Origin of the sequence: Amycolatopsis sp. YIM 10 (genome assembly GCF_009429145.1) — a bacterium.
Lineage (GTDB): Bacteria > Actinomycetota > Actinomycetes > Mycobacteriales > Pseudonocardiaceae > Amycolatopsis.
Genome location: NZ_CP045480.1, coordinates 1414916 through 1441825, shown reverse-complemented (window position 1 = coordinate 1441825; position 26910 = coordinate 1414916). Strand labels below are relative to the sequence as shown.

Sequence of the window (26910 nt, the reverse complement as noted above, 5' to 3'; positions counted from 1 at the left end):
CGGGACCACCGGCGAGTAGTACGCGGCTTCCGGAAAGTTGTCACGTGCGGCCCGACCGCGGCGGCGGGCGGGGCGACCACGGGCCGAGATCGGGCAAGCCCTCCGCCGCCAGCGGGAGCAGGGTCGGCGTACGCCCGGCCAGCCAGGCCGCGAGGTCACGCACCCGCCCGGTGACCACGATGCCGGTCCCATCGCCGACGGACCAGCGGTGCTGTCCGTCCACTGCGCGCAGGCACGTACCGGACGGGAGTCGGCTGAGCAGGAAATCGATGGCGTGGCAGGCCAGAGCTTCCGGCCAGTCGTCCGGCCCGACACCGACCGCCAGATCGACCAGGTGAATCCACACCTCACGCCAGCGGCAATAGACGGTCGCGGCAAGGTCGGCATTGTGGAAGGTGACCGGGCGCGTCCAGTCCGCGTCACCGGCACGAGCCCATACCCCTTCCAGCCGAGTCGTGTGCCTGGCCAACTCGGCGCGGTGCTCCACCGCGCTACGACCGGCAGTGGCCTCGATGATCGCTTTGCGCTCGTCCACGCCACCGTCGTAGCCCGCGACCAGCTGTCCACGCAGAACGTGTTCCGCCAGACTCACGAACATCCTCGCGTTGTCGGTGAGATGCGCGAGGACATGGCCTCGCGACCATCCGGGAAGGCCGGAAGGTTCGGCGATCTGCCGATCGTCAAGGCCGGTGACGATCGTCGCCAACCTGGCGTGAGCGCGGATCACCGGCCGACCGGAGGAAGCACAGGCCCGCTCACGACACCGGTGCCTGCTGCGCAAGCCGGGGCCTGGGCGGCCAGGTCCTGCAACGGCTGCCCGCTCAGCCGGCACACCCTCCACTCGTCCAGCAGTTCCACCCCGAGCGAGTTGTAGAACTCGATCGTCGGCTCATTCCACGCCAGCACCCACCATTCGAAGCCCTCGTAGCCGTGCCGTTGGCAGATCGCGGCAAGAGCGGCCAGCAGAAGCTTTGCCGTGTCCTCCGCCGCGAGCGTGGGACCGGACGTTGAGGTCTTCCAGGTGCATCCCGCGCGCCCCGGTCCAGGTCGAAAATCGCGGGAACCACAGCGCATACCCCACAGGCTCGCCGGTGTGGTCGTCCTCGGCGATCAACACGAACGCCGCGGGATGTTCACCGAACAGCGCCTCGTGAAGCTGCTCGTCACTCGCACGGGCCTGGTCGGCGGCACGTTCGTAGTCGGCGAGCTCACGGATCATCGCGCGTAGCTCCGCGATGTCGTTCGCGGTGGCAGCTCGGATCATGAAGTCGATCTTGCGACACCCAGCTGAGTGGTGTCCACCGATTTCCGCCCCCGGACGCGGCTCAGCGGCCCTCCGCCGCCATCCGCACCCCGAGTGCTACCAGGACAGTACCGTTGATGGCGTCGAGACGGCGCCGTACCGCCGACCGGCGGAACCATTCGCCGGCGCGGCCGACCAGCGCCGCCAGCGTGAGGTAAAGGCCGATCTCGATGGCCACCTGCAGCAGGGCGAGCAGCGCGGTGGTGGCGAACTGCGGCCGATCAGCCGGCACGAACTGCGGGTAGAACGCGATCATGAAGGCAGCCGCTTTCGGGTTCGCCAGCATGACCACCAAGCCCTCGCCGAACGCCTTCGCCCAGACCTTCGCCGAGGTGTCCGCCGCGGATTCGTCGCGCGGATCCGGTACAGGCTGATCCCCGCGGATGCGCCATGCCGAACGCCAGGCCTTGATCCCCAGGTACACAAGGAATCCGGCGCCGACGACACGCAGGACGATCAACGCGATCTGCGAGGTGGCGACCAGCGCCGCCAACCCGGCGGCGGCGAACAACGCCCACAAGTACAGCCCGGCCTCAAGCCCGAGCACTGCCGGGACCGCACCACCGAAGCCTCGCAGAGCCGCACGACGCAGGATCAACGCCATCGCCGGCCCCGGAGAGGCCGAGATCAACAGCACCGCGACGACAAAAGCAGGCAACGACCCCAGAAGATCCATAGCGACATCATGGCCAAGGCATACATCCGGATCAACCGTGGGCAGGCCAGGCACGTTGCCCAAGCCGATGGGGCAACTCGCCCGGCGCGCGATCCAAGTTGACCGTCAAATGCGGCTATGCGTCGAGAAGACCGCTCTGACCGGCGTTGGTCTGCCCGCCGTGGTGGCCGGAGTCGCGATCGTCGACCACATCCCGTCAGCGGATCAACGCGTCAGGCGCGCCCTGATTGCCACGGGTCGCCGGTGAACCCGGCCGACGGGTACGGCGTGCCGTTCGGGACGGGCGGTACCTGGCGCTTGGCCGAGGTGAGCCTGACCAGCCCGATAACCCCGTTGACGACGAGCGCGATGAGCACAAACGGAATCACGACCAGCTGGACCACCCGGAACCCGACCACTTCGGAAATCATCTGGCCGATGACCGGAGCGAGAACCAGGGCGAGCACGGCGAGCGCGGCGGTCATCCCAGCGACCACGCCGCGCCGCTCGCGGAGCTTCACGATCAGCGCGACCGTCGCACCGGCGGCGGCGCCCGTGACCAGGCCCGAGAAGGCACGGCCGGCCATCAGGAGGCCGCTGGCGTCGGCGAAGGCGGCCAGCGCGACGCCCAGGAGCAGGAAAGCAGGTCGCGGAGATGCCCACCGCCGTGGGAAAGCGGGCGCCGAGCAGGAGCCCGACGGGCACCGTGAGCGCCGCCCCGACCAGGTAGGCGACCAACCCGATCAGGAGCAGGCTCTGACCGGACAAGCCGAGGTCGCGCTGGATCTCCGACAGGCCGTCGAACCGGTAGATCACGGTCAGCATGAACAGCCCGACCAGCGCAGCGGCCCCGGGTCCGATCACCTGCCACCAGGCAAGCCCGGCAACCGGGCGAGTGACATGCGGCCCTGACGGCGTCACAGACATGCACCGCACCATATAGCTTCGCGGGCCAGCTCGTACGGCGTTGTCGGAAGTAGGCCAAGCTCACCCCAGCCACAACCGCGGCTGACAAAAGGAGCTGTCCTGGCCGACGCACCTGGTCGTCAGAGCGTCACGTCAACGTGCCTGCTCAGTCACGACGTTCGATTGCGAGGGCGCCTCCAGCGCGTCGCCATCGCACGCGATCGCCACCGCGCGGTGTCCGTGGCACCGGACGGAATCAGCGGCGGCATCACCAACGACATCAGCGCGCTCGGCCCCACCGACATCGACTGGTCGCTGCTGAGCAAGGTGTCCCCGATGATCGGCGACAGCTTCGCCGGCCCGGAACGGTCCGCCCGGCGACGGCGTGTCGAGAGCGGCGCGTGACCGAAGCGCCGCTCTCGTCCGACCACAGCAGGACGGTGCCGACCATCACCACTACCGCACCGACTTGCAGAACGTCGACGACGTCGCTGCTCCGCGCGACGCCGCCGATGGCGAAGCCGGCAGGCGTGTCGCCTCGGCCACCTCACGCACGACGGAGGCGGTGCACCATTCGCGGCGGCCGATTCCTGCGGTCACCCGGAGGGGGGTGGGTCATCTCCAGGTGAGATCGTCCCAGGCAACGCTAGATCGGTCGCATCTCCGGCGCATTGTGAGCAAGGTTGCGCAAAGCGACGGGATCATCCGGCTTGAGAAACCGGTAGCTCTGCGGCGGATTGAACGGGGCTTCGCTCCGCAGAAGGTGCAAACCGACAGCGGTTTGAAGGCGACGCGCGTCTTTCAGCGTCAAGGCGGTGGCCTGGTCTGCACCTTCCAGGTAGGTATAGAACTCTCCGCAGGAGAGCCCCAAGTCGCGCCGATGGCGCCGCCAGATCCGATCCGGTGAGTCAACGTCCTGTTGGGCAACAGTGGCCAGACCTACAACAGCCATGACCGGAGCTGAAGCGTAGAGGAGGACGAGCGTACCGTCCGGCACTCCCATACGCGTACGACGCAGCTCCACTGACTTGATGCCATCGAGGATGGCGTCGGCGAACCGTGGCCGAAGGGATAACAGCAGCGGACGGTGCCCGGATGTCGATGCCGCTTCCGCAGTTGTAGCGCTCACGTTCGGCGACCTTAGTGATCGCCACTGACAGTTCCGCGCCAGGGGGATCCGTGCGGAGTCCCGCCGAGCAGAACCCAGCGTCTATCCCCTTCCCCTGGCGTAGACCTCGGCGAAGGTCGCGGGCGGCACGTTACACGGAGACTGCATGGACTTGGGGCCGCCGAGAGCCGCGCGGATGGTGCCGTACTCTCGGAACGAGACCGGATGGCGAAAAATCTCCGTGTCGGAGAACCGCAGAGCCTGCGCGACTGAAAGCGACGTCGCGTCTCGGATGTGTTCGAGTCGGAAGACGCCGTAGTGCGCCAATACTCGATGCAGGTTCTCGGGGGTGTCGACCTCAGTGGCATCGAGCAAAGAAGTCCCGATGAAGCTGCCCGGACCGGTTCCTGGACTGTGACTCATATACCAGAGGATCCGCGCCGGAGCTTTCAGAACGCTGTTGTTGTGCCCGCTGCGGTAGTAGACCTGCTCCCGTCCCAGAGCGAGCTCAGTGGCCCGGCCAGTCAACGTTCTGGGTACCCCGAGCAGGTCGGCGCTCCAGCGTGGCTGTATCGCGACAGCGAACGAGGGAAGCGCACTGTCGGTGATCTTGGCTGGCCACCACGTGCGTTCGTACTCAGCGGCAGTCACAGCTGGCAGTCGCGGTTTGATCAACTGGGCTGGCGGGACGCCAACCAGGGCATGAGCGTCAGTGATGGCGGCACTTATCTCCGGCCCGCTGCCACAGCGGTCGATCACCCAGGCGTACCACCGGTCGTTCAGCAGTTGATAGGCCTCGTGGCCCGCCGCACGAGCGACAACGTCCGACACGTACGGATCGGCGATCTCGACCACCTTCGCGCCGCGATCGCGCGCCTGCTGACGCAGAAGCCACAGCAGGCGGCGTGTCATGGTCTGCGCAATCGGATGGTCGGTGACTCGCAGCAGTTCGACGCGCAGGACTCCGCCGTCACAGTGGAAGCCGTAGTGCGCGACAGGCGTGGTGTCAGATGCGCGCACGGTCTCGCGAGCCTGAGCCACCCGAGAGACGTATTGAAGTCGCTCGCGGAACTGACGCCGTGTCTCTCCGGCGCCTTTATTCAGGAATACCTGGAGTTCGGACTCCCCGTCAACCCTGGCCAACTCCGTGCTGAACTGGCTCCCCTCGAGCGACCTCGGCTGATAAGCCGCGGCATGTGCGAGTTCGTCAAGATATCTGACGACCGAGTCCGGTGAAATAATGCGCACGCCCGTCAGTTCCTCGCGAGGAATAGCTACCACGATGGGCGCAATCTCTGTGCGTAGACGATAGTCCCAGGTGACGAAGACCTTCACTCCGGCTGTCACCGTGTGCGCCAACTGCCACAGGTCACCCCGGTCTTGCTCGGTCAACGATGACCGGGTGAGGTTCTCCTCCACTGTTGCCAGCAAGGTGGCGAAAAGAGCCTGAGCGCGAACAGGGTCACCCGACGGTCGAGGGTACAGCGCGGCCGCAGCCAGAAGCGGGTTCTGATCCGCCGTCGAGCAATGGGCCACGTCCTTCTCCAGGCCCTCGGCGGGTACGACCATCTCCAGGCGCCCACGCAGATCCGGAGCCAACAACACTTGAGATCGACTAGCCTCTGGACGTGTCGGGCGAACATGGAGGTCGAGGAGGACGTTCGCGTCGATCGCGACCGCCAGGACGGGCCCTTCCTCGACCGGCGGTGTGAAGAGGTTGGGGTGGGCGTGGTCGCGCCACCATACGGTCATCGGCGCCTTATCCGCGCCACGTCCGGTCGCTGACCCGATAGCGTCGAATCCCAGGCTGCGCCATACCCGATTGATCCCCGGATAGTCGTCGCGGCACTTCGCACGAATGCCGCTGCGCCCATGGTGACGGCCGCTCAGATCCTCCACGAGCATCTTCGCAACACCGCGATGCCGATGGTCTGCGCGTACGCACAGATGAGTCAGCGATATCTCGCTTCGCGTGCGCAGCTTGCGGAACAGTGCGTACCCGATCGGCTCACCAGCATGTCGCGCCACCAGCAAACACCCTGCGTGGGCACTATCCTCGTACACTGCCGGCGTCAACATGCCTAGCGTGTCCTTGGACGCGTCACCCAGCTCGACCAACTGGGCGATGGTCGAGCTGTCGGCGGGCTCTACTAGCTCCACGATCACGGGCCTGCTACTCACGGGGTCCAGTTTGCCGTACGGACCGCGAGAAGCCTCACGCAGTTATGACAAGAAGGACCGCTGCACCAATTCCGAGCGGCCAGCCCCGGGGTCGCCCAGAGCGACATATTCCGCCGAGGCTGATTCGTACATAAGCCACCTTGCTGACGTCCAGTATGTAGATCGTTCCCATGCACGGGGCCGGGCTGAATCGTCCAGCAGGGGTCGAGGCCTCGGCGAAGCAAAGTTCTCTATCTGGCCCGACATCGACGAAGTCCGCGACGTCTAGTGGCGCGCCATCGCCCACGGCAAACAACTCCTGGACGACGTCCTGCCCCGCCTCGACTACATCACACCCCGCGACCAGGATCCCGCAGCGGCGGTCACGCACTAGCGCCACGACAACCACCTGCTCGGCGACCGCGCCGACTGGACCCGCATCCACCCTGCCCCGCCCCGCTGACCACCGCGAGAAACCGGTCGACGCTCGACCGGGCGCACGGGTCAGCAGCCACTTGCGTGCGCGGCCTCAACTACTCGCTCGACAAGCTGGTCGGCGGCATCGGGCCTGCCCTGCTCACGAGCGCGCCGAGCCATCGCGCTACGCGCGTCCCGATCGCTCAACAACGGTGCAAGCGCGTCCCACAACGCCACCGGCGTCACCACGCCGAGCAACGCCCGCGCGGCACCAGCGTCCACCAGGTGCCGCGCGTTGTGCGCCTGCTCCCCACCAGCCGACGGCACCAGCACCGACGGCAACCCCAGCGCAGTCAACTCGGCGATCGTTCCCGCACCATTACGTGAGATCACCACCTCAGTCAGCGCGAACACATCCGCCAACTCCGCACCCACGAATCCGAGCGGCCGATACCAAGACGCCAGTTCGTCCGGCACCTGGTCGGCGCGCTGACGCATCGCCTCGACCGCGGCAGGGCCGCACTGGTGAATCACGTTCGCCTGTTCCAGCAACCACGGCAGGACCTCGGCCAACGTCTGGTCAATCTGAGCCGCGCCCTGTGCCTCACCAGTCACGTACGCCGTGGGCCGGACCCGATCGACAGCCGTCAGACCGAGCGCCTGATCGCCGCATCCGCGTTGCCCATCAGCAACTGCGGGCGGATCGGGTTCCCGTCACCACGGCACGAGCACGCGCCCGCTGCGGTAACAGCGGCACCGTCGAGGGCGACGACCCAGCCGACGAATCCGACCCGCGCGCCAACGCGGTGATCGCCGCCACTGTGGGTGCGTCGAAGCAGCACTGACCGCATGGACCTCAACCGCTAACCGCAACCACTCGCCAAGATCCTGGACCGCACCATGGCGGCCCCCTCTCAGCCCGTGGAGTGCGTGTGCGGCCACCGCGTCGTTCGAGGCCTGGGCGACCACCCGCGCTTGGCCGGTGACCGTCGTTCGCGCTACGCACAGGTAGCGCCTGACCAGGGAATCCAGGTCTGGTGCGCCACGCGGGTTGTCGTCAATGGCGCCGCTGCCGCCCAACATCGCGGGTCAGCGCGACGAAGTTAACCGGGTGACCGACGTCGCGGGAGTGCGCGCGGCGCTGGTTCCCAACCCAGCCTGTTCGGGCGCTGGGCGAGTTGGAACACGACGCCATCCAGCCTGGTCCGGACCACCGTTTGTCCGGGCGGTCAAATGCTGGGCCGCGGCGCCGACCGGCGGGGCCGAGTCGTCGGTGGGTTACGGTCTGAGCGGCGGAGCGGGCGGACACGGACGGCGGCATGATCGGATCAGCACCAGTGGAAGTGCCCATCGGCCTGAGGGCGGGCCAGTGGGTCACTCTGCGGGCACAACGGACAGTGCTCGTGATCGTCCACAACGTCACCACGCTGACCCGGCTGCTCGAGGTGCTGCCCGTCTTCGACAGCGACCGGCGGGTCCAGCTCGTGGCGAGTTGGAGTGGATCGGATCCCTTCCAGGACGGCCTCACCGAGATGATGCGGTCCCTGCGGATCGTCACGATTCCGTGGGACCAGGCGAAGCAGACTCGATTCGACCTCGCGATCTCGGCCAGCCACCACGGCGGACTGACCGACATCACCGCACCCCTCGTCATTCTTTCACACGGGCTGGGTTACAATAAATACTCGCCCGGAAACCGGAAACCGGAAACCGGAAACCGGAAACCGGAAACCGGAAACCGGAAACCGGAAACCGGAAACCGGAAACCGGAAACCGGAAACCGGAAACCGGAAACCTTTGGCCTTTCGCCGCAATGGGTGCTCTATGACGGTGAGCCGGTCGCGCGGGCGCTCGCACTCGCCCACGAAGCCGAGGTCCAGCGGCTGGCAGCCGTCGCCCCGGCGGCGGTGCCCACGGCGGTGGTCGTCGGGGATCCCTGTTTCGACCGCATCATCGCCGGCCTCGAGCATCGGCACCGCTACCGGAGCCTGTTGCGCTCGGACGGCCGAACGGTCGTCATGGTGGCCTCGACGTGGGGTAGCACGTCCCTGCTGGGCACGGCACCGGACCTGCTGCGCCGCCTGCTGACCGAACTGCCCGCGGATTCCTACCAGGTGCTGGCCGCCCTGCACCCCAACATCTGGCACGGTCACGGCCCCTGGCAGATCCGCTCCTGGCTGGCCGACTGCGTCCGTTCCGGGCTGGTCCTCCTGCCCGAGATCGACGGCTGGCGCACCGGCCTGATCGCCGCAGACGTCGTGCTGGGCGACCACGGGTCCGTCACCGGCTATTCGGCGGCCGCGGGCAGGCCGGTCATCCTGGGCGCGTTCGCCGAGAACGACATCTCGCCGGAGTCCCCGGCCGGTGCACTGGCTGCCGCGGCACCACGACTGGAGCTTCGCGAGGCCTTGCCAGCACAGCTTGACGAGGCGATCAACACGCACCACACCGATCGCTACACGGCCCTCACCGCGCTGGCGACCTCCGCACCGGGCGAGGCGCTTCAACGACTGCGCAGCCTGTTCTACGAGGTGCTCACCCTCCCCGAGCCGCCCGGTGAGGTGCCCTCGCCCACCTTGCCGACGACCGGGCTGACCGACGCCGTCCCGGCGCCCGGCTCCATCGCGATGTTCGTCGGGTACTCGGTGCGCATCGACGACCGCGAGGTCACGCTCGACCGCTCCCCCGCCGAACTGCACGGCAGCGAGCCGACGACGCCGTCTTCTCCCCACGCCGCCCCGGACGTCCACCTCATGTGCCCATCGGACTATCCACTGGGATCGCTGCGAGGCAACGCCGCCGTGCTCACCTGCCCGAGGGCAGCCCTTCCCGGTCCTGCCGCCGAGTGGCTTCCGACGGTGTTCGCGGCCAACCCCGCGTGCTCGCTGGTCGCCGTGTTCGACGCGGATGTCACGACCGTGACGACGAGGACCGGCCAGATGCTGGAGGTGCGCTCCTCGGCCCCGCCGGAGACAGGTGCGTCGATCATCTACGGCTGGCTCGCCTCCGGCGGTTCGCTCGAATCACTCGCACCGGGTGTCGAGCTGACTCTCGGGTCGCGACGTCACCTAGTGTCCGTCCGGCTCACGTAGCCGCTGTGCCTGCCGACGGAATGCTTCGGCCTCGTCAGCAGCGCCGCGACGGTCCGCGAGTTCGGCGAGGCTGTCCGCGATGTCCGCGGCCTTGGCGTTCATTCCCAGCTCGCGGTACTGGCCGAACACCTGGGTCAGCAGGCTTTCCGCTTCGGCGAACCGCTCCCGCGCACGATGAGTCAGGCCCAGCGTTTCCCGGGCCCGCGCCAGGTTCGCGATCTCCTCGGTCCCATCGAAGTAGCCGATCGCACGAAGAGCGGCAGTCTCCGCCGAGTCGAAGTCTTCCAGTCTCAGCTGGACGCGGGCAATGTGCATGGACAGCACGGCGTAGGCACGCTCCCGCAGTTCCGCGGGCAGGTGAGCGACCGTTTCCCAGGAACGCTGCCGCCATGCGGTCGCGTTCGCCAGTTCTCCTCGCGCTTCACAGATGATCGCGAGCCAATCGGTACCACTCTGAACGCCGAGGACGTGCTCCCGTTCTTCGGCGATGCGCAACGCCTGCTCGGCGTGGCCGGCCGCACTGTCGAGGTCGCCGAGCTGTTCGTGCAGCGCGCCGAGATCGCGATGCAGCTGCCAGTGGAGTTCCGCGTCGTCACCGGCCAGGGGGAAGGCAGTGCCGAAGGCGTCGAGGAGCGCGAGGTGCCGCCCGGTCTGATAGCCGAAGAACCACAGCGGGATGGGGAACCGCGCACCGATGTCCCCGTCCCGGGACTCGACGGCGGCCCGGGCCGCGGCGAGCAGGTTCGGCCATTCGACGGCGAACTCGGCCCACGCCCTGGCCGCGGCACCCTCACCGTCGTAGGCGGCGGGTATCTGGTCGTACCAGTCCCGCACCGGATCCGGCGGCGGCCGCCGGGACACGGTCTTGTCCAGTGCCACGGCTCGCTGCCAGTACCAGTAGATCGCTTGGCGGCGCAGGCTATCGCGGCCGTCGGGCGCTTTGCCGATGGCGTGCTCGCGAACCAGGTTGTGATAGCGAAACCGCTTGCTCCCCAGCGATTCGAGCGCGTGGACAGCGGCCAGCCGCCGCAGGGAACGCAGGACGCCGACTTCGTCCTCCTCGAGCAGAGCAGCGGCTGCGGCAACCCCGAAATCCGGGCCGGGCAGCAGGCTCAACGTCGTGTACACGTGCGCGAGGTCGCCGGGCAGGTCGTCGAACATCGCGTCGAAGACCCGCTCAACCGGCCGTTGCCCGTCCTGTTCCAGTGCGGCCAGCGACTGCCCGTGCAGCAGCCGCTCGATGTACTCCGCCGGATCCTCATCCGGCTGCCCCAGCCGCAGCGCGGCGACCGACAGCGCCAGCGGCAGCCCTTCGCACACCGTGCGCAGCTTGTCGACCAGTTCGGCACCGAGGTCCGCGACCTCCGGCCCGGCGATCCTGACCAGGAGTTCGGTGGCCGCGTCCCGGTCGAACCCGGTCAAGGGCAGCTGCTCGAATTCGTCGATGCGCAGGCCCTCGAGCCGATGGCGGCTGGTCACGATCGTCGCCGACCGCGGCGCGTCGGCGAGCAGTGGACGGACCTGCTCCACGAGGTGGACGTCGTCGAGCAACATCAGCATCCGCTTGCCCGCGAGCCGGGACCGGAACATGCCGATCCGCTCGGCAGGCTGCCGGGGGAGGTCGCCTTCCCCGACGCCCAACTGCTGGAGCCAATGGGCGGCAACCTGATCCGCCGTCACCCCGGACCGTGCCGCGGAGCCGTGGACCTCGTAGACGAGCTGCCCATCGGGAAAGTGCCCGGCGATCTGGTGCGCCAAGTGCGTGGCCAGAGTGGTCTTCCCCATCCCCTCGCCACCGGAGATCACCACGAGCAGTGGCCGGTTCTCCGCGGCCGCTCGTTCGTGCCACTGCTGGAACGCGCTGACCTCCGCCGACCGGTTGACGAACAGCGGCCGCTTGAACAGCTGCCGTGGCACCGTTTTCCCCTCGGTCACCGTGCGCTTTCCTCTCCTCGCGTGTGGCCATGGCCGACCCTAGCGCGGATGGGAAGCCCGGGACCGGCAATGCGATGACCCCGCCGCCGTTCACACCAATCGGAGTAGCTCGTCCGCCGCCGCGGCTCCGGAGCGCACCACCGCCAGCCGCTCACGCACTTCCGTCACGGCCGACCGCACCCGCTCACTGGAAACCAATCCGCAGACGCTTTCCCGGAGACGACCGGTCTCCGGCATCGGTTCACCCAACCCGAGTTCCCGCACCCGCTTCGCCGTGGCCCGCTGCTCACGCGTTCGGGGGGCCAGCACCATCGGCACACCACAGACCATGGCCTCCTGCACCGAGTTCATCCCGGCGTGGGTGACGAAGGCCGCGGCATGGCGCAACAGCTGGAACTGCGGAAGCCAGCGCCGCGCGAGCACGTTACCCGGCAACGGCCCCAGATCCTCGGGTGCCGTGTGCGCGGTAGCCATCACCACCGACCACTCCGTGCCACCGAACTGCTCGGCGATCGCCCGGAAGAACCGCGGCGAACGCGCGAACACCGTGCCAGGAGACACCAGCAACAACGGCCCACCACCTACCCGGTGCCACGGCACCTGTTCCGCCGGACCGGCGGACACGAGCGGGCCGACGAACCGGAACCGCCTGCCGAACCGGTGCGCTCGCGGCTGCAACTCACGCAAACTGTTCACCAGGACCAAGCCGGGCACCGACCGCGCCGGACTGTGCGTCGTCCAGAACGGCACCATGCCGATCCCGGACCTGGCACACAACCGCGGCACCCACGGCACCCTGGGGTCGGCCACCACGACAGCCGGGCGTTCCGCGATGAGAACGTCACTCACCTTCGCCGCCGCGGAACGCCACGCGGCATGGCGCCGCAGCACGAGGCCCGGCTGCCCGGCCCAGGCGAGAACGTCCCCTCTCGCTGGAACGCGCACCTCGTGGTCCACCTCGGGCACCACGGGAACGGCCCCCGATTCGGCCACCCGGCCCGCGAACCGTCGCGCGACAACCATGCGCACCCGAGCTCCCCGCGCCACCAGCTCAGCGGCGAGCGGCAACATCGGATTCACATGACCATGCGCCGCATAGGGCACCAAGACGAACCCCGGCATCCCCACCTCCCCTCAGACGGTACGGCGGCCCGTGACCGAGCCGCTGCCGGTGGGCAGTTGACACGGCGAATTCCTGACCCGATCGTGTGACTGGGCCAGCACAGGCTCAACGGCGATGCTGAACCCCTGGTCAGTGGTGTGAAAGGCGGGCGGGCTGAAGACCAGCGAACTGCGGACCGGGGACCTGGTGATCACGCCGGACGGCAACCGGCGAGGCCTGATCCGCTGCACGTCTCCCGCCGGGATCAGCGGCACCCAGTCTGGCCGGACCACGGTGCAGTTCCAAGCTGGGTCCGTCCGGACGGTTCGCGGCAGCGTTCCACCCCGGCCATGGCTGTGGGTGACCGAGGACGACGACGCGGAGTGGGACTGCGCCACGCCCACGCCCTCGACATGCTGACCCGGTCCACCGCCGAGGCACTTGCCACGCTCGGCAGGTTTGAGAACTCGCTCAGCGGGTTCCCTCCGGTGGGATCGGTTCAGCCGCAGCCGAACACCCGCGCGGTAAGTGCGGCCCAGGCCGGCATCCAGCGGCGGGGCCGTTCGGCGCGGACTCGGGCGAGGACGGCGTCGCCGAGTTCTGGTGGGGGAAGGAAGCGAGTTCGGAGAGCTGGCCGGGTCGGCGGTGGACAACCGCCGGGTGACCGCGCTCAGCGAGGCCAGCTGAGCCGCCCGTAAGGCGCCGCACGTCAGACCCCGCCGTCATGGAACGGCGGCCCCAGAAACTCCAGGCAGACTGGTAGGTGGGTGCCTGACGCGCCGACGACAGGCACCTGCCTCACACGACCATCCGAACCCTCACGACTCGCCCCCGACTATCGATGCCGACAGTGCATTGGTCGCTTAAGCAGATGCAGTGAGGCATGATGCAGGCATGGGCGACGACGCAGAGACTCCATTGTCCGAGCCGCCACCGCCGCTGCCGAAACGAATGAACGCGGTGTGGAGACTGTTCGACGCGCCGCTCTACCGCGATTGGTTGTTCTGGTTCACGGTCGGCTGGGTGGCGGTTGAGGTCATCTCAGTCTTGTCCTACGGGCCGCCTTCGAGCACGCCACCCTGGTTCAACGCTCTGATTGGCGCACTCTTCTTCGTTCTGATAGCGGGTATCCTGCCGGCATGGGGCCGTTTACTCTTCCGACGCTGGCGTCACGAACGCCGACAGCGGCCGGAACAGTCAGGACAGACACTGAATGGCGGGCGGGATCGACACGGTAGCCAAGCGAAGAAATCTTCGTCTGACTACCCGCTCACAGGTCCTCGGGAGTCGCAGGCGGCGGTTGTGCCGTCCGGAGACACAGCTGCCACGCAGGCTCCGCCGCCAGGAAGTCCCGACGAGACATCGAAAGGCTTGGGGGTTACGGCGGCTGACCCAGCTCTGGTCGACATCGACACCTCAGGCTCCACAACGCCTGCGGCCGAACAACCTGCTGGTCGTGCGGCGCAAGTGCAGTGGGACTGGGAGCGCATCAATCCAGACGGCTTCGAAAGACTGCTCGCACGCCTCCTTGAGCAATCCGGCTCGTATGTGCGGATCACCCGTTTGATGAACACCAACGCCGCCGACGCCGGTCGAGACATCCAGGCCTACCGCCGCGTAAACGACGGGCTCGTCTCAGACCGGTACGAGCGCACCATTGTCCAGGCAAAGCACTGGCCGAAACGGGGAATAGGCCCCTCCGAGATCGCCGATCTTGTTCATGCCAAGCTGCCTCTATGGGAAGGCGAACCAGTACGAGGCCTCATCGTCGCAACTTCTGGATCATTCACTCAAGATGCGGTCCGCTGGGTCGATAACCACAACCGGGCGGCCAAACGCCCTGACATCGTACTGTGGTCATCGAGCGAACTGGAAATGCTCCTACGGAAATGGCCACAAGCCGCAACTGGCCTGGAACGCAGGTAACAGCATCCCTCTGCAAGTAAACGACCCATCCATCTCCCGCGCAAATAGGCGGCCGCCTTCCGCAGATCTCCTTCGCCAACTCGGCTACCCGCTTGCGCAACTGCCACAACTCGCGTTCCTGATCCAGGCCACACCGCTACCGGAGTCGACCGCGTGCTTGCGCGGTCGACGCCCTTTACCCAGGTACCCAGGGTCTCATGATTGACTCCCAACTCACGGGCCACCTGCGCCATCGGGTGAGGTACCGAACGCGCCAACGCGACCGCCTCCTGCCGGAATTTCTCGGGATACTTCGACGAACCAGACACAAACACATCCTTCCCCAAGCCGAAGCCAAAGAGCAGGGTGCCCGATCCGCAGGGGGAACCTCACTCCGCGCGGTTCAGGCCTTACTGCTCATCATCGTCGGGTTCTTCGAGCTCTTCGACCTTGGTCGCGTGCCCACACCCATGTTGGGCACCCCTGGCACTGCAGAATCCTTCTCTGGCAGGCGGATGAGCGATACGTCTTTCTCGCCGCCGAGTTCGGCGTCGTTGTCAGCGGTGATCAACTGCTCGCCCTTCGAGGGACTGACCCACGGTTTGAGGCGGCGATAGACCTCTTCCGCGAGCTTCTGGTCGGCCGTTTCCGTTCGCCCAATTCCTTTGCGGGGCGAATCGATGATCAGCAGACTGGGCAGTAGCACGCTGTGATCGGTAAGCGCACAGCCGAAAAGGGCAGACCCGAGTCAGCCGAGGTAGAAGTCCTTGCGAGCGGTGACGAACTCCTCGACCGTCTGGGGCCGTTTTCCGTTGATGCGCTCGACGTCGAGGGTTGCTCTGTCGTATCGGTTCGCGCGGTGCAGCTGGGCCATGGTTGCGATGTGTTGTTCGGTGTGCTGCGGCAGGCTGGCGTGTGCGAGTACCTCTGTGCGCCACCATTGCAGGGGGACGTCCAGGTAGGACACGGTGCGGCCGAGTGCCTTGGAGAATTCCTGGGCTACTTCGGTCATGTCGAGTGCCCGCGGTCCGGTCAGCTCGTACACCCTCCCGGCGTGCTCCCCGGGGTCGCGCAGGATGGTTGCGACCACTTGGGCGACGTCGTCGGCAGCGACGGGCGAGGTGCGAGCCCGATAGGGCTCGGACAGGACGACACCGGCTGGCACTTGTCGACACCAACAGGCAACCAGCGACGTCGCCGGGTGGCCGAAACGGTCTTGTTCGGCACCACTCGGCACCATCCGACACGGCCGGGTTCGGGCTCTTAACCAGCGGGTTGGGATACCGACGGAACTCGACATGCGCGTAGCGGTTCTGTTGTCCGATCCGGAACTCAACTAATCGAACGGAGCCCACTATTCTCGCCAGGCATTCGAGTCATCACCCTTCTTCCCCGGCACGAGAAGAATCGCGGTTGTCGATCTCATGCACGATGACACGGGAACTCGATGAATCCCTTGGCGCAGCCCGCAGGCACCGACAGCGGACACGCCACCATCGCTGACCAGTCCACTATGCAGGAGATTCAGTCTTCGAACGACAGACCGCAGCCTCGACCACACGTACCAGCACGGCAGTGAGAACGGAGCCCCCACGGAGCCCGCAGCGCTCAGCCGGACCAGGAAAGTTAATCCCAATTAGCATAGAACCAGCAGGTCAGAGGCCAAACATGAGAGTGGTCCGGGCGGGCTCGAACCCGCGGCCAAGGGATTATGAGTTCCAAGGCCGCAGGAAAATTACCCAGATGGGCGACACAGCTGGAGCAGCGCCTGTGACCCCATTTCGACCGCCATCAACAGACTGCTCCAGTTCTACTCCACCTACTGAACAGTAACTGAAGGACGGCAGGCCCAAAACAAGACTTCGACCCAACGCAAAAATCGCCTGACCTGCACATACCAGCAGGGCAGGCGATCTTGAAAGCTGTGGAGCTAAGGGGACTCGAACCCCTGACCCCCTCACTGCCAGTGAGGTGCGCTACCAGCTGCGCCATAGCCCCGGAGCGGAGGTGAACTCCGCATCTCGTGTTTCTATAAGGTACATGACCCCCGAATGGCGGTGCGAAGGGGGGTCCCTACCGGTCCGAGCGCAGCGACGAAGGGTCGAAGGAGTACAGGTCGTCCTCATCCTGCGGGGTGGGGCGGCGGCGGGGTGCTTCCTGCGCCAGCCGCTGCTCCCGCCGGCGCTGGAACTCTTCGACGGTCATGCCATTGTCGTCGTTCTCGAGACGAGCCGGGGCCGGTAGGCCCGAGAGCTGCTCGATCATCGCCGTGGTGTCGTCGCCGAGCAGCAGGGCCACCTTGTTGTAACTGTCCTGCACAGCCTCCCGCTGGGCCACCTCGGCGACCTCCACGATCAGCGAACCCAGCCGCTCCGCACCCCAGTTCACCGCGGTCGGCGCCAGCCAGAGGTGCAGCAACCTCCCCTGCGCGTCGACCGTCACCTCCATCGTCTGGTCCACGTCGTGCGCGGTGCCCCTCGCCTGCGCCATCAGGCCCTCGACCTGCGAAAGCGCCTCCGCGCGGGCCCTGGTCTGCTCGATCAGCTGCCGCGTGGTCCGGTGGATCGGGACCTGCTCCATCGGCCCGCTCACCGTCGGTAACCGTCTTCGTCGTCGGGCACGGGCTCGTAGCCCATCGACCGGAGCTGACCGTCACCGAGCGCGGGCGCCAGTGTCTGGTACATCCGGTCCCCGGCCCGCCGCGTTGCCTGGTTCGCCAGCTCGACGATCTGCTGCGCGATCACCTCGGGCGCGCTGCGCAGCGCGTACGGGGTCAGCTTGACGTTCTTCAGCTTGCCGCCGGGCACCACCTCGACGGTGATCGCGCCGTCACCCGTCTGGGCCCGGCCGGTGATCGGGCCGCTGCGCTCGAACTGCGCCCTCGCCCGCTCCCCCGCCCGGTCCATCTCCTGAGCCAGCCGGTCGGCCTCCCGGCCGATGTCGAACTCCGCCACCTGCGGCCTCCTCGAGGTCAAGAGCAACTTAGCCGGTCGGACGGTAGAAACCGACGAAGGACTGACCGGCGTTCGTGGTCCGGATCGGGCCGACCTGCACCGGGTCGCCCGCCTCCACCATCTGCCCGTTGCCGATCACCATCGCCACGTGCCCCGACCAGACCACCAGGTCACCGGGCAGCAGCTGGTCGATCGAGGGCACCTCGGCGCCGATGGTCTGCTGGTTCGACTTGCGCGGGATCTCCAGCCCGGCCTCGCCGTACGCCGTCATCGTCAGGCCGCTGCAGTCCAGCCCGACCCCCGGCGTGGTCCCGCCCCAGACGTACGGCACACCCAGGTTGGACAGCGCCGCGCGGACCGCCTTCGCGGCCGTCTCGTTGGGCGCCTGGACCGTGCTGCCGTCGGGCAGGTTGACCGCGACACCGGTGCCCGGCTGCGGCGGGACCGCGACCGGCAAGCGCGGCTTGCTGACCGAGCCGCCGCCACCGCCTCCCCCACCACCGCCGCCGCCACCACTGCGGCGGCTGCCCTGGGCGTTGAACGACGGGCCGACCTGCGTGCCACCGCTGCTGCCGCCGCTGTCCCCGGACGACGGGGCCGGCGCGGGGGCGAGCTTCGTCGCGGTCTGGGTGAGCTGTCCCTCGGCGTTGGAGGCGACCGTGGCCGACTCGCCGTTGAGGCGCTCCACTTCGGTGATCATCTGCTTGAGAATGTCGGCCGCCGCGGCGTTGCCCTCGCCGTTGGGACGCGCGCGTTCGATCGCGACCTTTTTCATCGCGTCGTTGATCACCCTGATGATCTCTTCGCGCAATTGCTTGTTCTGGATGTCGGCGACGTCGAGGATTTCCGCCGCTTCGGCGACCGCCTTTTCGATCTCGGCACTTTCCTGGAGCAGGTCGTCGACCTCTTTTTCCAGGTTCACCGACGTTTCGGTGGCCGTGTCGGTGGCCGTTCCCGAACTGTTCGCGGCGAGGCTGTTGCGCTGCGAGGCGACATTGCCGCGGACCCCGTCCAGCGAGGTGCGCAACGCCACCTGCCCGTCCTGCGCCGCGCTGATCCCGGCGCTGTTGCGGACCATCTTCTGCTCGAACTGCTGGTTGGTGTCCAGACCGGTTCTGAGCACCTGCTCGGTTTCGTAGGTCACGGCAGGTCCTTGCCGATGGATCTCATGATGTCCCCCTGGTCGCCCTCGACCACCTGGTAGTTGACCGCGGTCTGGCGCGCCGCGTCACCCATTTGCTGCCACTGCCCGCCGAGCCGCGCCACGCGCTCGGAAATGCCCCGCATCCGGCTCGCGTAGGCGCTGGAGAACCCGGTCTCCTGGCCCAGCGCCGAGAACCCGTCGCCGTCGACGTCCGCGTGCGGGTCCAGGTGCTTGGCTCCCGCGCCGCGGATGTCCTCCCCCGCCGGATCGATCTGGCGCGCGTAGTTCTCGTAGGCGTCCTCGCCGACGTGGAAACCCTGGTGTGGTGTGCCGTTCACGGATGCCCTCCTCGTCACCGGGAGTGCGACGCCGTCCAGCGCGGAACGGTTCCCCCAAGCACATCCCGCGACCAGCCTAGACCACCCGTTTTACCCCGTTGGGGCGAAAATCACGGGGCGGAAACCAGTTTCGTGAGCCATTCCGCATCGGTGGTGTCGACCGGTTTGCCGCCCGAGATCACCGTCGGCGTGCCGAAGCCCTTGCTGCCGTTCGGGAACTCCTGATGCAGCGCGGGGTCCTCGGTGACCCGCTTCAGCTCGGCGTCGAGCTGCTGGTTGTAGGTACCGCCCTCGACGCAGGCGGGGAACGCCGGATCGGCGATGCCGACGGCCTGCCCCAGCGCGGTGAGCTGCCCCTTGTCCCAACCGCGCTTTCCCTCTTCCGGCTGCGCCGCGAACAGGCTGTCGTGGAACGGGGTGAAAACGCCGGCGTCGGCGGCGCAGAGACCCGCGTTGGCCGAATCGAGCGAATAGCCCTCTGGATCGCTCTGCGCGCTCAGCATCGGGACCATGTGCGTGCGCAGCAGCAGGTTGCCCGCGGCGACCTGCTCCTCGATCTGCTTGCCGAAGCGCTTCTGGAACTCACCGCACGCCGGGCAGAGGAAGTCCGCGTAGACGTCGAGCGTGGCCTTGGCCTCCGGCCTGCCGGACACGACCACGAGGCCGTCGCGCTGTTCGGACCAGGCAGGGGCGCCCTCGGCCACGGCCGCAATCGTTTGCCCCTCGGTTTTGTTCTTGTCGGCCTGGTACCAGAAGATGCCGCCGGCCACGGCCGCCGCGACGACCACCACCGCCACGATCACGCCGATGGTCCGCTTGTCGACACCCCGCGCCGCGGGAGCCGGCTTGGCGGCCTGCTGCCGCTGCTGCTCCTGCCGCCGCTTCCGCGCGGCGCGCTCCGCTCCACCCACTTGCCTCAGTTCCTTCCCACCCGGTCCGCGTCGGGCTCTAGGCTATTCAGACGACCTGAGAAAACCGTGAGGTCAGGAGGACGCCGATGCGCGGCAGGCGGGCACTCGCCACCCTGGCCGCGATCGGCTTCACCATGATCAACACCGTGGCCTGCACCACCGCCACCGATGCCGACTCACTGGTCAAGCGGGCCGTCGCGCGCGGGCACCTGACCGTCGGCACCCGCTTCGACCAGCCTGGCATCTCCCAGCGCACGCTCGACGGGCGGCTGGTCGGTTTCGACGTGGAGGTGGCCGCCTACGTGGCGAAGGAGCTGGGCGTGGCCCGCGAGGACATCACCTGGCGGGAGACCGCGACCTCGAGCCGGGAGGCCGATCTCGCGTCGAACTCGGTGGACATGGTGGTGGCCACCTACTCGATCACCGAGAAGCGCCGCCAGCAGGTCACCTTCGCCGGGCCGTACTTCGAGACCGGGCAGGACCTGCTGGTCCGCACGCATTCGACGGACATCACCGGGCCGGAGTCGCTCAACGGCAAGCGGCTCTGCTCGACCACGAACACCACCTCCGCCGAGCAGGTGCGCGACCGGTTCGCCCAGCAGACCGAGCTGGTCGAGTACCCGCGTTACCCGGAGTGCGTCAGCGCGCTGCTGGCCGGGCAGGTGGACGCGGTGACCACGGACGCGGTGATCCTGGCCGGGTACGCCGCCCAGCAGCCCGAGCTGCTCCGCGTGGTCGGCACGCAGTTCGCGCCCGAGCGGTACGGCATCGGCCTGCGCAAGGGCGACACCGAGGCCCAGCGCGCGGTCAACGACGCGATCCGCAGGATGGTCAGCAGCGGCGAGTGGACCAGGGCGTTCGACGAGCACATCGGGCCGTCCGGTTATCCGCCGCCCCCGCCGCCCCAGGTCACCGAGCAGTGAGCGCCGAACTCCCGGTCACCGCGGTGCTCGGTGACCTCGGTGACGCGCTGGCCGCGCACGGCACCGCAGTGCTGGTCGCGCCGCCCGGAACGGGCAAGACCACGTTGGTGCCGCCGTCGCTGGCCGAGCGGACCGACGGCCGGGTGGTGGTGGCCGAGCCGCGGCGGCTCGCCGCCCGCGCGGCGGCCGCCAGGATGGCTTCGCTGCTCGGCGAGCCCGTCGGCGAGACGGTTGGGTACTCGGTGCGCGGGGATCGCCGGGTGTCGAAGCGCACCAGGATCGAGGTGGTCACCTCGGGCTTGCTGGTGCGCCGCCTGCAGCACGACCCGGAGCTGCCCGGGGTGTCCACCGTGCTGCTGGACGAGTGCCACGAACGCCATCTCGACGCCGACCTGCTGCTCGCGCTCCTCCTGGACGTCCGTGCCGGGCTGCGTGACGACCTGCGGCTCCTGGCCACTTCGGCCACCGTCGCCGCCGATCGGCTGGCGGCGCTGCTGGACGGCCCGGTGCTGACCGCGCACGCGCGCACCTTCCCCATCGAGCACGTGTACTCGCCGCCGTCCCGCAACGAACGCATCGAAGCCTGCGTCGCCAGGACCATCCACAAGGCACTGTCCGAAGCGGATGGTGATGTGCTGGCGTTCCTGCCGGGCGCGGCGGAGATCGGGCGGGTGTCGAAGCTGCTGTCCGGGGTCGACGTCTTCCCGTTGCACGGACGGCTGACCGCCGCGCAGCAGGATGCCGCGTTGCGCCAGGGGAAGCAGCGGCGGGTGGTGCTGGCGACGGCCGTCGCGGAGTCGAGCCTGACCGTGCCGGGCGTGCGGATCGTGGTGGACTCCGGGCTGTCCAGGGTGCCGCGCGTGGACCACCGCCGCGGCCTGCCGGGGCTGGCCACCGTGCGGGTGTCGGCCGCGGTGGCCGACCAGCGCGCCGGTCGTGCGGGACGGGAGGGGCCGGGCCGGGTGTACCGGTGCTGGGCGCAGCACGAGCAGGCCTCGTTGCCCGCTTATCCGGAGCCCGAGATCCGCACCGCCGAACTCGCCAGGCTCGCGCTCGAACTGGCCTGCTGGTCCACTCCGGACGGCAGCGGGCTGGCCTGGTGGGACCCGCCGGGCGAGGGCGCGCTCGCCGCCGGGCAGGCCGTGCTGCGGGCGCTCGGCGCCACCGATGAGTCCGGCCAGGTCACCGAACGCGGGCGCCGGATGGCCGCGCTCGGCCTGCACCCCCGGCTGGCCAGGGCACTGCTGGACGGCGCGCGGGAGGTCGGCCCCCGGTCGGCGGCCGAGGTGGTCGCCCTGCTGGACAACGGCGCGTCACTGACCGATGTGGACGCCGAACTGCGTCGCCTCCGCGACATCGGTGACCAGCGCTGGCGCCGGGAAGCGCAACGGCTGGCGAAGCTGGTCGACGGCGGTCCGGAGAAGCCGGACTCCGCGCTGGTGGTCGCGCTCGCGCACCCCGAGCGCCTCGCCCGCCGCCGCGCGGCCGGCTCACCGGTGTACCTGATGGCCGGTGGTACGGCGGCGGAACTCGGCTCGGGCAGCGGACTCGCCGACGCGGAATGGCTGGCCATCGGTGAGGCAACCCGGGATCCGGGACGTACCAACGGGATCATCCGGCTCGCCGCGCGTGCCGACGCCGAACTGGCCGAGAGCGCCGGTGCGCACCTGCTGACCGAATCGGACGAAGTGCACTGGGCGGACGGCGATCTGGTCGCCCGCCGGGTGCGCCGACTCGGCGCGATCGTGCTCAGCGAACGGTCGTTGCGCTCACCCGATCCGGAACTGGTGCGCAAAGCGGTGCTGGACGGCTTGCGCACCGAAGGCCTCGGCCTGCTGAAGTGGACCGAGGACGCCACGCGACTGCGGCAACGGCTGAACTTCCTGCACCGCGCCATCGGTGCGCCGTGGCCGGACCTCACCGACGGAACCATCCTGTCCACTGTGGACCTGACCGGCGTGCGGAAGCGGTCCGACCTGGCGCGCGTCGACGCCGGAACCGCGGTGCGCGCGTTGTTGCCGTGGCCCGAAGCGGCCAAACTGGACGAACTGGCGCCGGACCGGCTGGAAGTGCCGTCCGGCTCGAAGATCCGCGTCGACTACCGCGACGAACCGGTGCTCGCGGTCAAGCTGCAGGAGACCTTCGGCTGGCGCGAAACCCCGAAGCTGGCCGGTGGGCGCGTGCCCGTGGTACTGCACCTGCTTTCACCCGCCGGGCGCCCGGCCGCGGTGACCGCCGACCTGGAGTCGTTCTGGCGCAACGGGTATCACGCCGTGCGTGCCGACCTGCGCGGCCGCTACCCGCGCCACCCGTGGCCGGAGGACCCGATGACCGCCGAACCGACCCGGCGCGTCAAACCACGCGGTCAGTGACGGTGGAGGCCCTGCGGCGGCACAGGTAGTTCCTTCGCCAGCTCCTCGTCGTCGCCGCTTTCCTCGTGCAGGCCCATTTGCACCGCTTCGCGGATCTGCTCGCGGTTCTCCCGCACGACGTGCGCGAAGAAGTCGTCGATGCGCGGGTCGGTGAGCACTTCCAGGGTGATCCGCATGACCGTGTCCACCACGCTGCGCACGATCTCGTCGTGGAACGGCAGCCTGGAGAACCGGCCCGCCTGCGGGTCCTCCTTCATCTTCTCGGTGACGATCTGACGCAGCATCTCGCGGTTCTCCCCGAGCGAGCGGGCCAGGTTCTGCGGGTAGTTCCCGGTTTCCAGCACCTTGACCACCTCGTCCAGCACGGCCACCGTGATCGGCTTCTTGATCGCGAGCACGATCGGCCGGGACAGCCGCTCCACCAGCCGCTGGGTGAACTTCTCGCCGAACGCGCGATCGGCGGTCCGAGCCAGGCGCACCACCACCACGATGATCCGCAGCAGCCGGAACCCGCGCAGCGCCGGGTGCGCGACCGGGATCATGCCCAGCACCTCGTACCAGTTGCGCAGCGGGAACCAGCGTTCCCAGCCGGCCTGGCGCCACCGCCACAGGAACTCGAGGAAGAACACGCCGCAGATGCAGGTGTCGATCACGAAGATGAGGTGCGCCGTCCGGTCCGAATGCGGCCAGAACATCACGTAGACCAGCAAGCCGACCGAGACGATCGCCAGCACCAGCATGGCCAGGTCCACCGGGGCGACCCGGCGCCGCCGGATCGTGCCGCTCGCCGTCATGGCCCGCATTGTGCCTGCCCGCCCGGCCCGCCGCCGAACGAACCCTGCCGAAAGTATGGGTCGATCCCTGCCCTGCGCCCACTGCCCCGGCCCACGGCCACGCGCGAACCTCGGTGCCGGACAAGGGAGGAAACATGATCACGCTTCGCGGCCTGACGAAGCGCTACGGCGAGAAGACCGTGGTGGACCACCTGAGCCTGGACGTGGCCACCGGCCGGGTGACCGGCTTTCTCGGCCCGAACGGCGCCGGGAAGTCCACCACCATGCGGATGGTGCTCGGGCTCGACCACCCGAGCGGGGGCCACGCGCTGGTGAACGGCAAGCCGTACCGCGAGTTGCGCCACCCGCTGCGCGAGATCGGCGCGCTGCTCGACGCCAAGGCGCTGCACCCCGGCCGGACGGCGCGGTGGCACCTGCTGGCGATGGCCCGCAGCAACGCCATCCCGGACCGCCGGGTCGACGAGGTGCTGGCCACCGTCGGGCTGACCGACGTGGCGGGCAAGCGCGCGGGCAACTTCTCGCTCGGCATGGGGCAGCGGCTCGGCATCGCGGGCGCGCTGCTCGGCGACCCCGGTGTGCTGATGTTCGACGAGCCGGTGAACGGGCTCGATCCCGACGGGGTGCGCTGGGTGCGGCAGTTGATGCACTCGCTGGCCGAAGAGGGCCGCACGGTTTTTGTCTCCAGCCACCTGATGAGCGAGATGCAGCTGACCGCGCACGAACTGGTGGTGATCGGCAGGGGAAAGCTGCTGGCGAACGCCCCGGTGGCGGAGTTCATCGCGGGCAACTCGCGCACCGCGGTGGTGGTGCGTGTGCCGCGCCAGGCCGACCGGCAGCGGCTTTCCGCGCGCCTGCGCGCCGATGGACTGTCCATTGAGGACAACAGCGACGAGCTGGTGGTGCCAGGCGCTGCCGTTCAGCGCGTCGGCGAACTCGCCCACGAACTCGGGGTGCTGCTGCACGGCCTGGCCGAACGCACCGCTTCGCTGGAGCAGGCGTACATGGAGCTGACCGCGAGTTCGGTCGAATACGGGGTGCACGCGTGAGCCGCGAACTCTACGACCTGGTCACCGGACTGGCCGCGGACAGCCCGTGGCTGGTCCAGGCGTTGTTCGAGGTCGGCACGAACGGCGCCATCCTGGCGCTGATGGCGCTGGCGGCCGTGCTGCTCTGGCGGGCAAGGACCGATCGGCTGGTGGTGGCGTCGGTCCTGCTCACCGCGGTGGCGACGGCGGTCGCGTACCTGCTCAGCGAACTGCTGAAGGTGCTGGTCGCGCAGGACCGCCCGTGCCGGGATTCGACGGTGGCGCTGGAAACCTGCCCGCCGGTCGGCGACTGGTCGTTCCCCAGCAATCACACGGTCATCGCCACCACCATCGCCGTCGGACTGCTGACGCTGTCGCGACGGCACCCCGGCACCGCCGCCCTCGCGCTCCTGCTCGGCGCCTTCGCCGGGTTCTCGCGCGTGTTCGTCGGTGTCCACTACCCGCACGACGTGCTCGCCGGAATCGCGCTCGGCACGGTGGTCGCGCTCGCCGTCGTGCTCCCGTTCCGCGTGCTCGCCGCCGAGCGCGTCACCCGCTATTCGAGGAGCAGCCGATGAACCCCGCCGTCCACGCCGAATGGACCAAGTTCCACTCCGTACGGTCGACCTGGTGGAGCGTGGCCGCCACGGTGTCGCTGATGATCGGGTACGCCGGGCTGGCCGCGCTTTCGGTCCGGTTCGGCGGCGACGAGGAACTTTCCGCGCAGGGCGCCATCGTCGGCGGCACCTTCTACCTCGGGCAGTTCGCCGTGGTCACGCTCGCCACGCTGGTCATCACCAGCGAGTACGCCACCGGCGCGATCCGCTCGACGCTGCAATGGCTGCCACGTCGTGGCAGTGTGCTGCTGGCCAAGGCGGCCGTGCTGGCGCCGGTGTCGTTCTTGCTCGGCATCGTGTGCGCGGGCGTCGGAATGGCGATCGCGGTTCCGTTGATCAGTGGTCACGGGCCATCGACTTCGGCGGGTGGCGCGTTGCAGACCACCTTGGCGACCGGTGGTTACTTCGCTCTGCTGAGCCTTTTCTGTCTCGGTGTCGGTACGGCTCTGCGCAGTACCGCGGGAAGCATCACCGTGGTCACGCTGCTCCTGCTGATGGTGCCGATCCTGCTCGGCGGGCTCGGACTGGACGACGTGGTGCACTTCTTTCCCGGCCTGGCGGGGACAAACGCGATGGTGTCCGGCGTGAGCCCGGTGCTCGGGATGCCCGCCCCCTACCCGTCCTGGGTGGGCCTGCCGATCTGCGCGGTCTGGTCGGCTGGAGCGCTGGCACTCGGGCAGAGCCTCCTACGCAAGCGAGATGCCGCGTAGGACCTCCTCGGTGGACTGCTCCAGTTCGACGAGGCCGGGCGGGCTCGCCGCGCCGGTCCCGGCGAGCGAGTCGAACATGACGCCTTCGCACCAGGCCATCATCAGGCGCGCGTGGCGCTCGGGATCGGACGAACCGAGCGCCACCATGCCCGCCTTGAGCTGGGTCCGGTACTTCGCGCCGATCCGGTCGTAGATCTCACGCAGGACCGGGCGCCGGGTGGCTTCCAGCGCGAATTCGTACCGCGCGAGCGTGCGGGTGCGGCCGGTGGTGATGGAGGTGTGCAGGAAACCGGCGGTGAGCTTCGCCACCGACGCGGGGGTCTTCACCTCCGGCAGATCGCCCTCGTCCAGTTCGGCCATCCGGGTCAGCGCCAGCTCCAGCAACGCCTCCCGGGTGCGGGCGTAGTACGAGGTGGACCCGGCGGGCAGGGCGGCCGCGGTGTCCACCGCGCGATGGGTCAGCCCGCGCATGCCTTGCTCGGCCAGCACCTCGATCGCGGCGTCCCCGAGCCTCGCGACGCGTTCCATCACCACTCCCT

Annotated in this window: 26 protein-coding genes, 1 tRNA gene and 1 pseudogene; 8 read left to right on the top strand and 20 right to left on the bottom strand. The window is 68.4% G+C overall.

The features are described 5' to 3' along the window. Positions 1 to 40 precede the first annotated feature (40 nt). The 4 genes from YIM_RS07045 to YIM_RS48965 form a co-directional block, all read right to left on the bottom strand. A complete protein-coding gene (locus YIM_RS07045) occupies positions 41 to 727 on the bottom strand; it encodes a maleylpyruvate isomerase family mycothiol-dependent enzyme (protein WP_228004591.1) in 687 nt (228 codons plus the stop codon). A gap of 162 nt (positions 728 to 889) precedes the next feature. Next, positions 890 to 1264, bottom strand: a complete 375-nt coding sequence (locus tag YIM_RS07040) for an N-acetyltransferase family protein (protein WP_370468962.1) — start codon at positions 1262 to 1264, stop codon at positions 890 to 892. Positions 1265 to 1325: 61 nt separating this feature from the next. After that, entirely contained in the window at positions 1326 to 1979 is a 654-nt protein-coding gene (locus tag YIM_RS07035) for a LysE family translocator (RefSeq protein WP_153029556.1), read from the bottom strand. A 212-nt stretch (positions 1980 to 2191) separates the two neighbouring features. After that, positions 2192 to 2545, bottom strand: a complete 354-nt coding sequence (locus YIM_RS48965) for a hypothetical protein (protein WP_255462877.1) — start codon at positions 2543 to 2545, stop codon at positions 2192 to 2194. A 559-nt stretch (positions 2546 to 3104) separates the two neighbouring features. Between YIM_RS48965 and YIM_RS07025 the strand changes: the two genes are divergently transcribed. Then, on the top strand, positions 3105 to 3269 hold the full coding sequence (locus tag YIM_RS07025) for a hypothetical protein (protein ID WP_153029555.1): 165 nt from the start codon (positions 3105 to 3107) through the stop codon (positions 3267 to 3269). A gap of 241 nt (positions 3270 to 3510) precedes the next feature. Here YIM_RS07025 and YIM_RS07020 read toward each other — a convergent pair whose 3' ends face one another. From YIM_RS07020 to YIM_RS07010, 3 genes are all read right to left on the bottom strand, one after another. Next, positions 3511 to 3993 carry a hypothetical protein gene (locus YIM_RS07020; RefSeq protein WP_153029554.1) on the bottom strand — a complete coding sequence of 161 codons (483 nt, stop codon included), beginning with the start codon at positions 3991 to 3993 and terminating at the stop codon, positions 3511 to 3513. Between the two features lie 81 nt (positions 3994 to 4074). Beyond that, a complete protein-coding gene (locus YIM_RS07015; RefSeq protein WP_228004590.1) occupies positions 4075 to 6153 on the bottom strand; it encodes a GNAT family N-acetyltransferase in 2079 nt (692 codons plus the stop codon). Positions 6154 to 6636: 483 nt separating this feature from the next. Further along, positions 6637 to 7122, bottom strand: a complete 486-nt coding sequence (locus tag YIM_RS07010) for a glycosyltransferase (RefSeq protein WP_255462876.1) — start codon at positions 7120 to 7122, stop codon at positions 6637 to 6639. Between the two features lie 830 nt (positions 7123 to 7952). Here YIM_RS07010 and YIM_RS07005 point away from each other — a divergent pair. Then, positions 7953 to 9641, top strand: a complete 1689-nt coding sequence (locus tag YIM_RS07005; RefSeq protein WP_153029552.1) for a hypothetical protein — start codon at positions 7953 to 7955, stop codon at positions 9639 to 9641. On the opposite strand, the gene YIM_RS07000 is transcribed toward YIM_RS07005, so the two are convergent. Both YIM_RS07000 and YIM_RS06995 read right to left on the bottom strand, forming a co-directional pair. Continuing rightward, positions 9618 to 11576 carry an NB-ARC domain-containing protein gene (locus YIM_RS07000; RefSeq protein ID WP_153029551.1) on the bottom strand — a complete coding sequence of 653 codons (1959 nt, stop codon included), beginning with the start codon at positions 11574 to 11576 and terminating at the stop codon, positions 9618 to 9620. The two genes, YIM_RS07005 and YIM_RS07000, sit on opposite strands and share 24 nt — an antisense overlap. 90 nt (positions 11577 to 11666) lie before the next feature. Next, on the bottom strand, positions 11667 to 12599 hold the full coding sequence (locus YIM_RS06995; RefSeq protein WP_228004966.1) for a nucleotide disphospho-sugar-binding domain-containing protein: 933 nt from the start codon (positions 12597 to 12599) through the stop codon (positions 11667 to 11669). Positions 12600 to 13572: 973 nt separating this feature from the next. Between YIM_RS06995 and YIM_RS06990 the strand changes: the two genes are divergently transcribed. Then, entirely contained in the window at positions 13573 to 14604 is a 1032-nt protein-coding gene (locus YIM_RS06990; RefSeq protein WP_153029549.1) for a restriction endonuclease, read from the top strand. Between the two features lie 158 nt (positions 14605 to 14762). Here YIM_RS06990 and YIM_RS49925 read toward each other — a convergent pair. From YIM_RS49925 to YIM_RS06945, 9 genes and pseudogenes are all read right to left on the bottom strand, one after another. Next, positions 14763 to 14912 (bottom strand): annotated as a pseudogene (locus tag YIM_RS49925) (transposase); the annotation flags it as partial. A gap of 74 nt (positions 14913 to 14986) precedes the next feature. Then, positions 14987 to 15289 carry a hypothetical protein gene (locus tag YIM_RS06980; protein ID WP_153029548.1) on the bottom strand — a complete coding sequence of 101 codons (303 nt, stop codon included), beginning with the start codon at positions 15287 to 15289 and terminating at the stop codon, positions 14987 to 14989. A gap of 42 nt (positions 15290 to 15331) precedes the next feature. Continuing rightward, entirely contained in the window at positions 15332 to 15823 is a 492-nt protein-coding gene (locus YIM_RS06975; protein ID WP_228004588.1) for an NmrA family NAD(P)-binding protein, read from the bottom strand. 685 nt (positions 15824 to 16508) lie between these two features. Continuing rightward, positions 16509 to 16581, bottom strand: a tRNA-Ala gene (locus YIM_RS06970). A 75-nt stretch (positions 16582 to 16656) separates the two neighbouring features. Further along, positions 16657 to 17163 (bottom strand): YbaB/EbfC family DNA-binding protein, encoded by a 507-nt coding sequence (locus YIM_RS06965; RefSeq protein WP_153036835.1) that lies wholly within the window; start codon positions 17161 to 17163, stop codon positions 16657 to 16659. An 8-nt stretch (positions 17164 to 17171) separates the two neighbouring features. Continuing rightward, positions 17172 to 17537 carry a YbaB/EbfC family nucleoid-associated protein gene (locus YIM_RS06960; RefSeq protein WP_228004587.1) on the bottom strand — a complete coding sequence of 122 codons (366 nt, stop codon included), beginning with the start codon at positions 17535 to 17537 and terminating at the stop codon, positions 17172 to 17174. 28 nt (positions 17538 to 17565) lie between these two features. Beyond that, entirely contained in the window at positions 17566 to 18681 is a 1116-nt protein-coding gene (locus YIM_RS06955; RefSeq protein WP_228004586.1) for a C40 family peptidase, read from the bottom strand. Continuing rightward, positions 18678 to 19019, bottom strand: coding sequence for a hypothetical protein (locus tag YIM_RS06950; RefSeq protein WP_153029547.1), 342 nt, complete (start codon positions 19017 to 19019; stop codon positions 18678 to 18680). The genes YIM_RS06955 and YIM_RS06950 overlap by 4 nt, the downstream gene beginning before the upstream one ends. Before the next feature lie 110 nt (positions 19020 to 19129). Beyond that, positions 19130 to 19930, bottom strand: a complete 801-nt coding sequence (locus YIM_RS06945; protein WP_153029546.1) for a thioredoxin domain-containing protein — start codon at positions 19928 to 19930, stop codon at positions 19130 to 19132. 86 nt (positions 19931 to 20016) lie between these two features. On the opposite strand from YIM_RS06945, the gene YIM_RS06940 reads away from it, so the two are divergent. Further along, positions 20017 to 20853, top strand: a complete 837-nt coding sequence (locus YIM_RS06940) for a glutamate ABC transporter substrate-binding protein (protein WP_194240065.1) — start codon at positions 20017 to 20019, stop codon at positions 20851 to 20853. Then, positions 20850 to 23225: an ATP-dependent helicase HrpB gene (gene hrpB, locus YIM_RS06935; RefSeq protein ID WP_153029545.1), complete on the top strand. Its 2376-nt coding sequence runs from the start codon at positions 20850 to 20852 to the stop codon at positions 23223 to 23225. The genes YIM_RS06940 and hrpB overlap by 4 nt, the downstream gene beginning before the upstream one ends. Here the strand turns inward: hrpB and YIM_RS06930 are convergent. Next, entirely contained in the window at positions 23219 to 24019 is an 801-nt protein-coding gene (locus YIM_RS06930; RefSeq protein ID WP_153029544.1) for an ion transporter, read from the bottom strand. The genes hrpB and YIM_RS06930 overlap by 7 nt on opposite strands. Positions 24020 to 24153: 134 nt before the next feature. Between YIM_RS06930 and YIM_RS06925 the strand changes: the two genes are divergently transcribed. From YIM_RS06925 to YIM_RS06915, 3 genes are read left to right on the top strand one after another with little or no spacing between them, the layout of a single operon-like run. After that, on the top strand, positions 24154 to 25065 hold the full coding sequence (locus tag YIM_RS06925; RefSeq protein WP_153029543.1) for an ATP-binding cassette domain-containing protein: 912 nt from the start codon (positions 24154 to 24156) through the stop codon (positions 25063 to 25065). Next, positions 25062 to 25622 (top strand): phosphatase PAP2 family protein, encoded by a 561-nt coding sequence (locus YIM_RS06920; protein WP_194240064.1) that lies wholly within the window; start codon positions 25062 to 25064, stop codon positions 25620 to 25622. Before YIM_RS06925 ends, YIM_RS06920 begins: the two co-directional genes overlap by 4 nt. Further along, complete coding sequence (locus tag YIM_RS06915) at positions 25619 to 26371, top strand: ABC transporter permease (protein ID WP_153029541.1); 753 nt, start codon at positions 25619 to 25621, stop codon at positions 26369 to 26371. The genes YIM_RS06920 and YIM_RS06915 overlap by 4 nt, the downstream gene beginning before the upstream one ends. Here YIM_RS06915 and YIM_RS06910 read toward each other — a convergent pair. Next, positions 26348 to 26899 carry a TetR/AcrR family transcriptional regulator gene (locus YIM_RS06910; RefSeq protein WP_153029540.1) on the bottom strand — a complete coding sequence of 184 codons (552 nt, stop codon included), beginning with the start codon at positions 26897 to 26899 and terminating at the stop codon, positions 26348 to 26350. The two genes, YIM_RS06915 and YIM_RS06910, sit on opposite strands and share 24 nt — an antisense overlap. Positions 26900 to 26910 lie beyond the last annotated feature (11 nt).

What these genes read in the sequence shown, in the direction of transcription:
- YIM_RS07040 (WP_370468962.1), bottom strand. Translation starts at nt 1,264, where the DNA reads ATGATCCGAGCTGCCACCGCGAACGACATCGCGGAGCTACGCGCGATG.
- YIM_RS07035 (WP_153029556.1), bottom strand. Translation starts at nt 1,979, where the DNA reads ATGGATCTTCTGGGGTCGTTGCCTGCTTTTGTCGTCGCGGTGCTGTTG.
- YIM_RS48965 (WP_255462877.1), bottom strand. Translation starts at nt 2,545, where the DNA reads ATGGCCGGCCGTGCCTTCTCGGGCCTGGTCACGGGCGCCGCCGCCGGT.
- YIM_RS06995 (WP_228004966.1), bottom strand. Translation starts at nt 12,599, where the DNA reads ATGGTTGTCGCGCGACGGTTCGCGGGCCGGGTGGCCGAATCGGGGGCC.
- YIM_RS06990 (WP_153029549.1), top strand. Translation starts at nt 13,573, where the DNA reads ATGGGCGACGACGCAGAGACTCCATTGTCCGAGCCGCCACCGCCGCTG.
- YIM_RS06975 (WP_228004588.1), bottom strand. Translation starts at nt 15,823, where the DNA reads ATGGTGCCGAGTGGTGCCGAACAAGACCGTTTCGGCCACCCGGCGACG.
- YIM_RS06965 (WP_153036835.1), bottom strand. Translation starts at nt 17,163, where the DNA reads ATGGAGCAGGTCCCGATCCACCGGACCACGCGGCAGCTGATCGAGCAG.
- YIM_RS06940 (WP_194240065.1), top strand. Translation starts at nt 20,017, where the DNA reads ATGCGCGGCAGGCGGGCACTCGCCACCCTGGCCGCGATCGGCTTCACC.
- YIM_RS06930 (WP_153029544.1), bottom strand. Translation starts at nt 24,019, where the DNA reads ATGACGGCGAGCGGCACGATCCGGCGGCGCCGGGTCGCCCCGGTGGAC.
- YIM_RS06925 (WP_153029543.1), top strand. Translation starts at nt 24,154, where the DNA reads ATGATCACGCTTCGCGGCCTGACGAAGCGCTACGGCGAGAAGACCGTG.
- YIM_RS06915 (WP_153029541.1), top strand. Translation starts at nt 25,619, where the DNA reads ATGAACCCCGCCGTCCACGCCGAATGGACCAAGTTCCACTCCGTACGG.
- YIM_RS06910 (WP_153029540.1), bottom strand. Translation starts at nt 26,899, where the DNA reads ATGGAACGCGTCGCGAGGCTCGGGGACGCCGCGATCGAGGTGCTGGCC.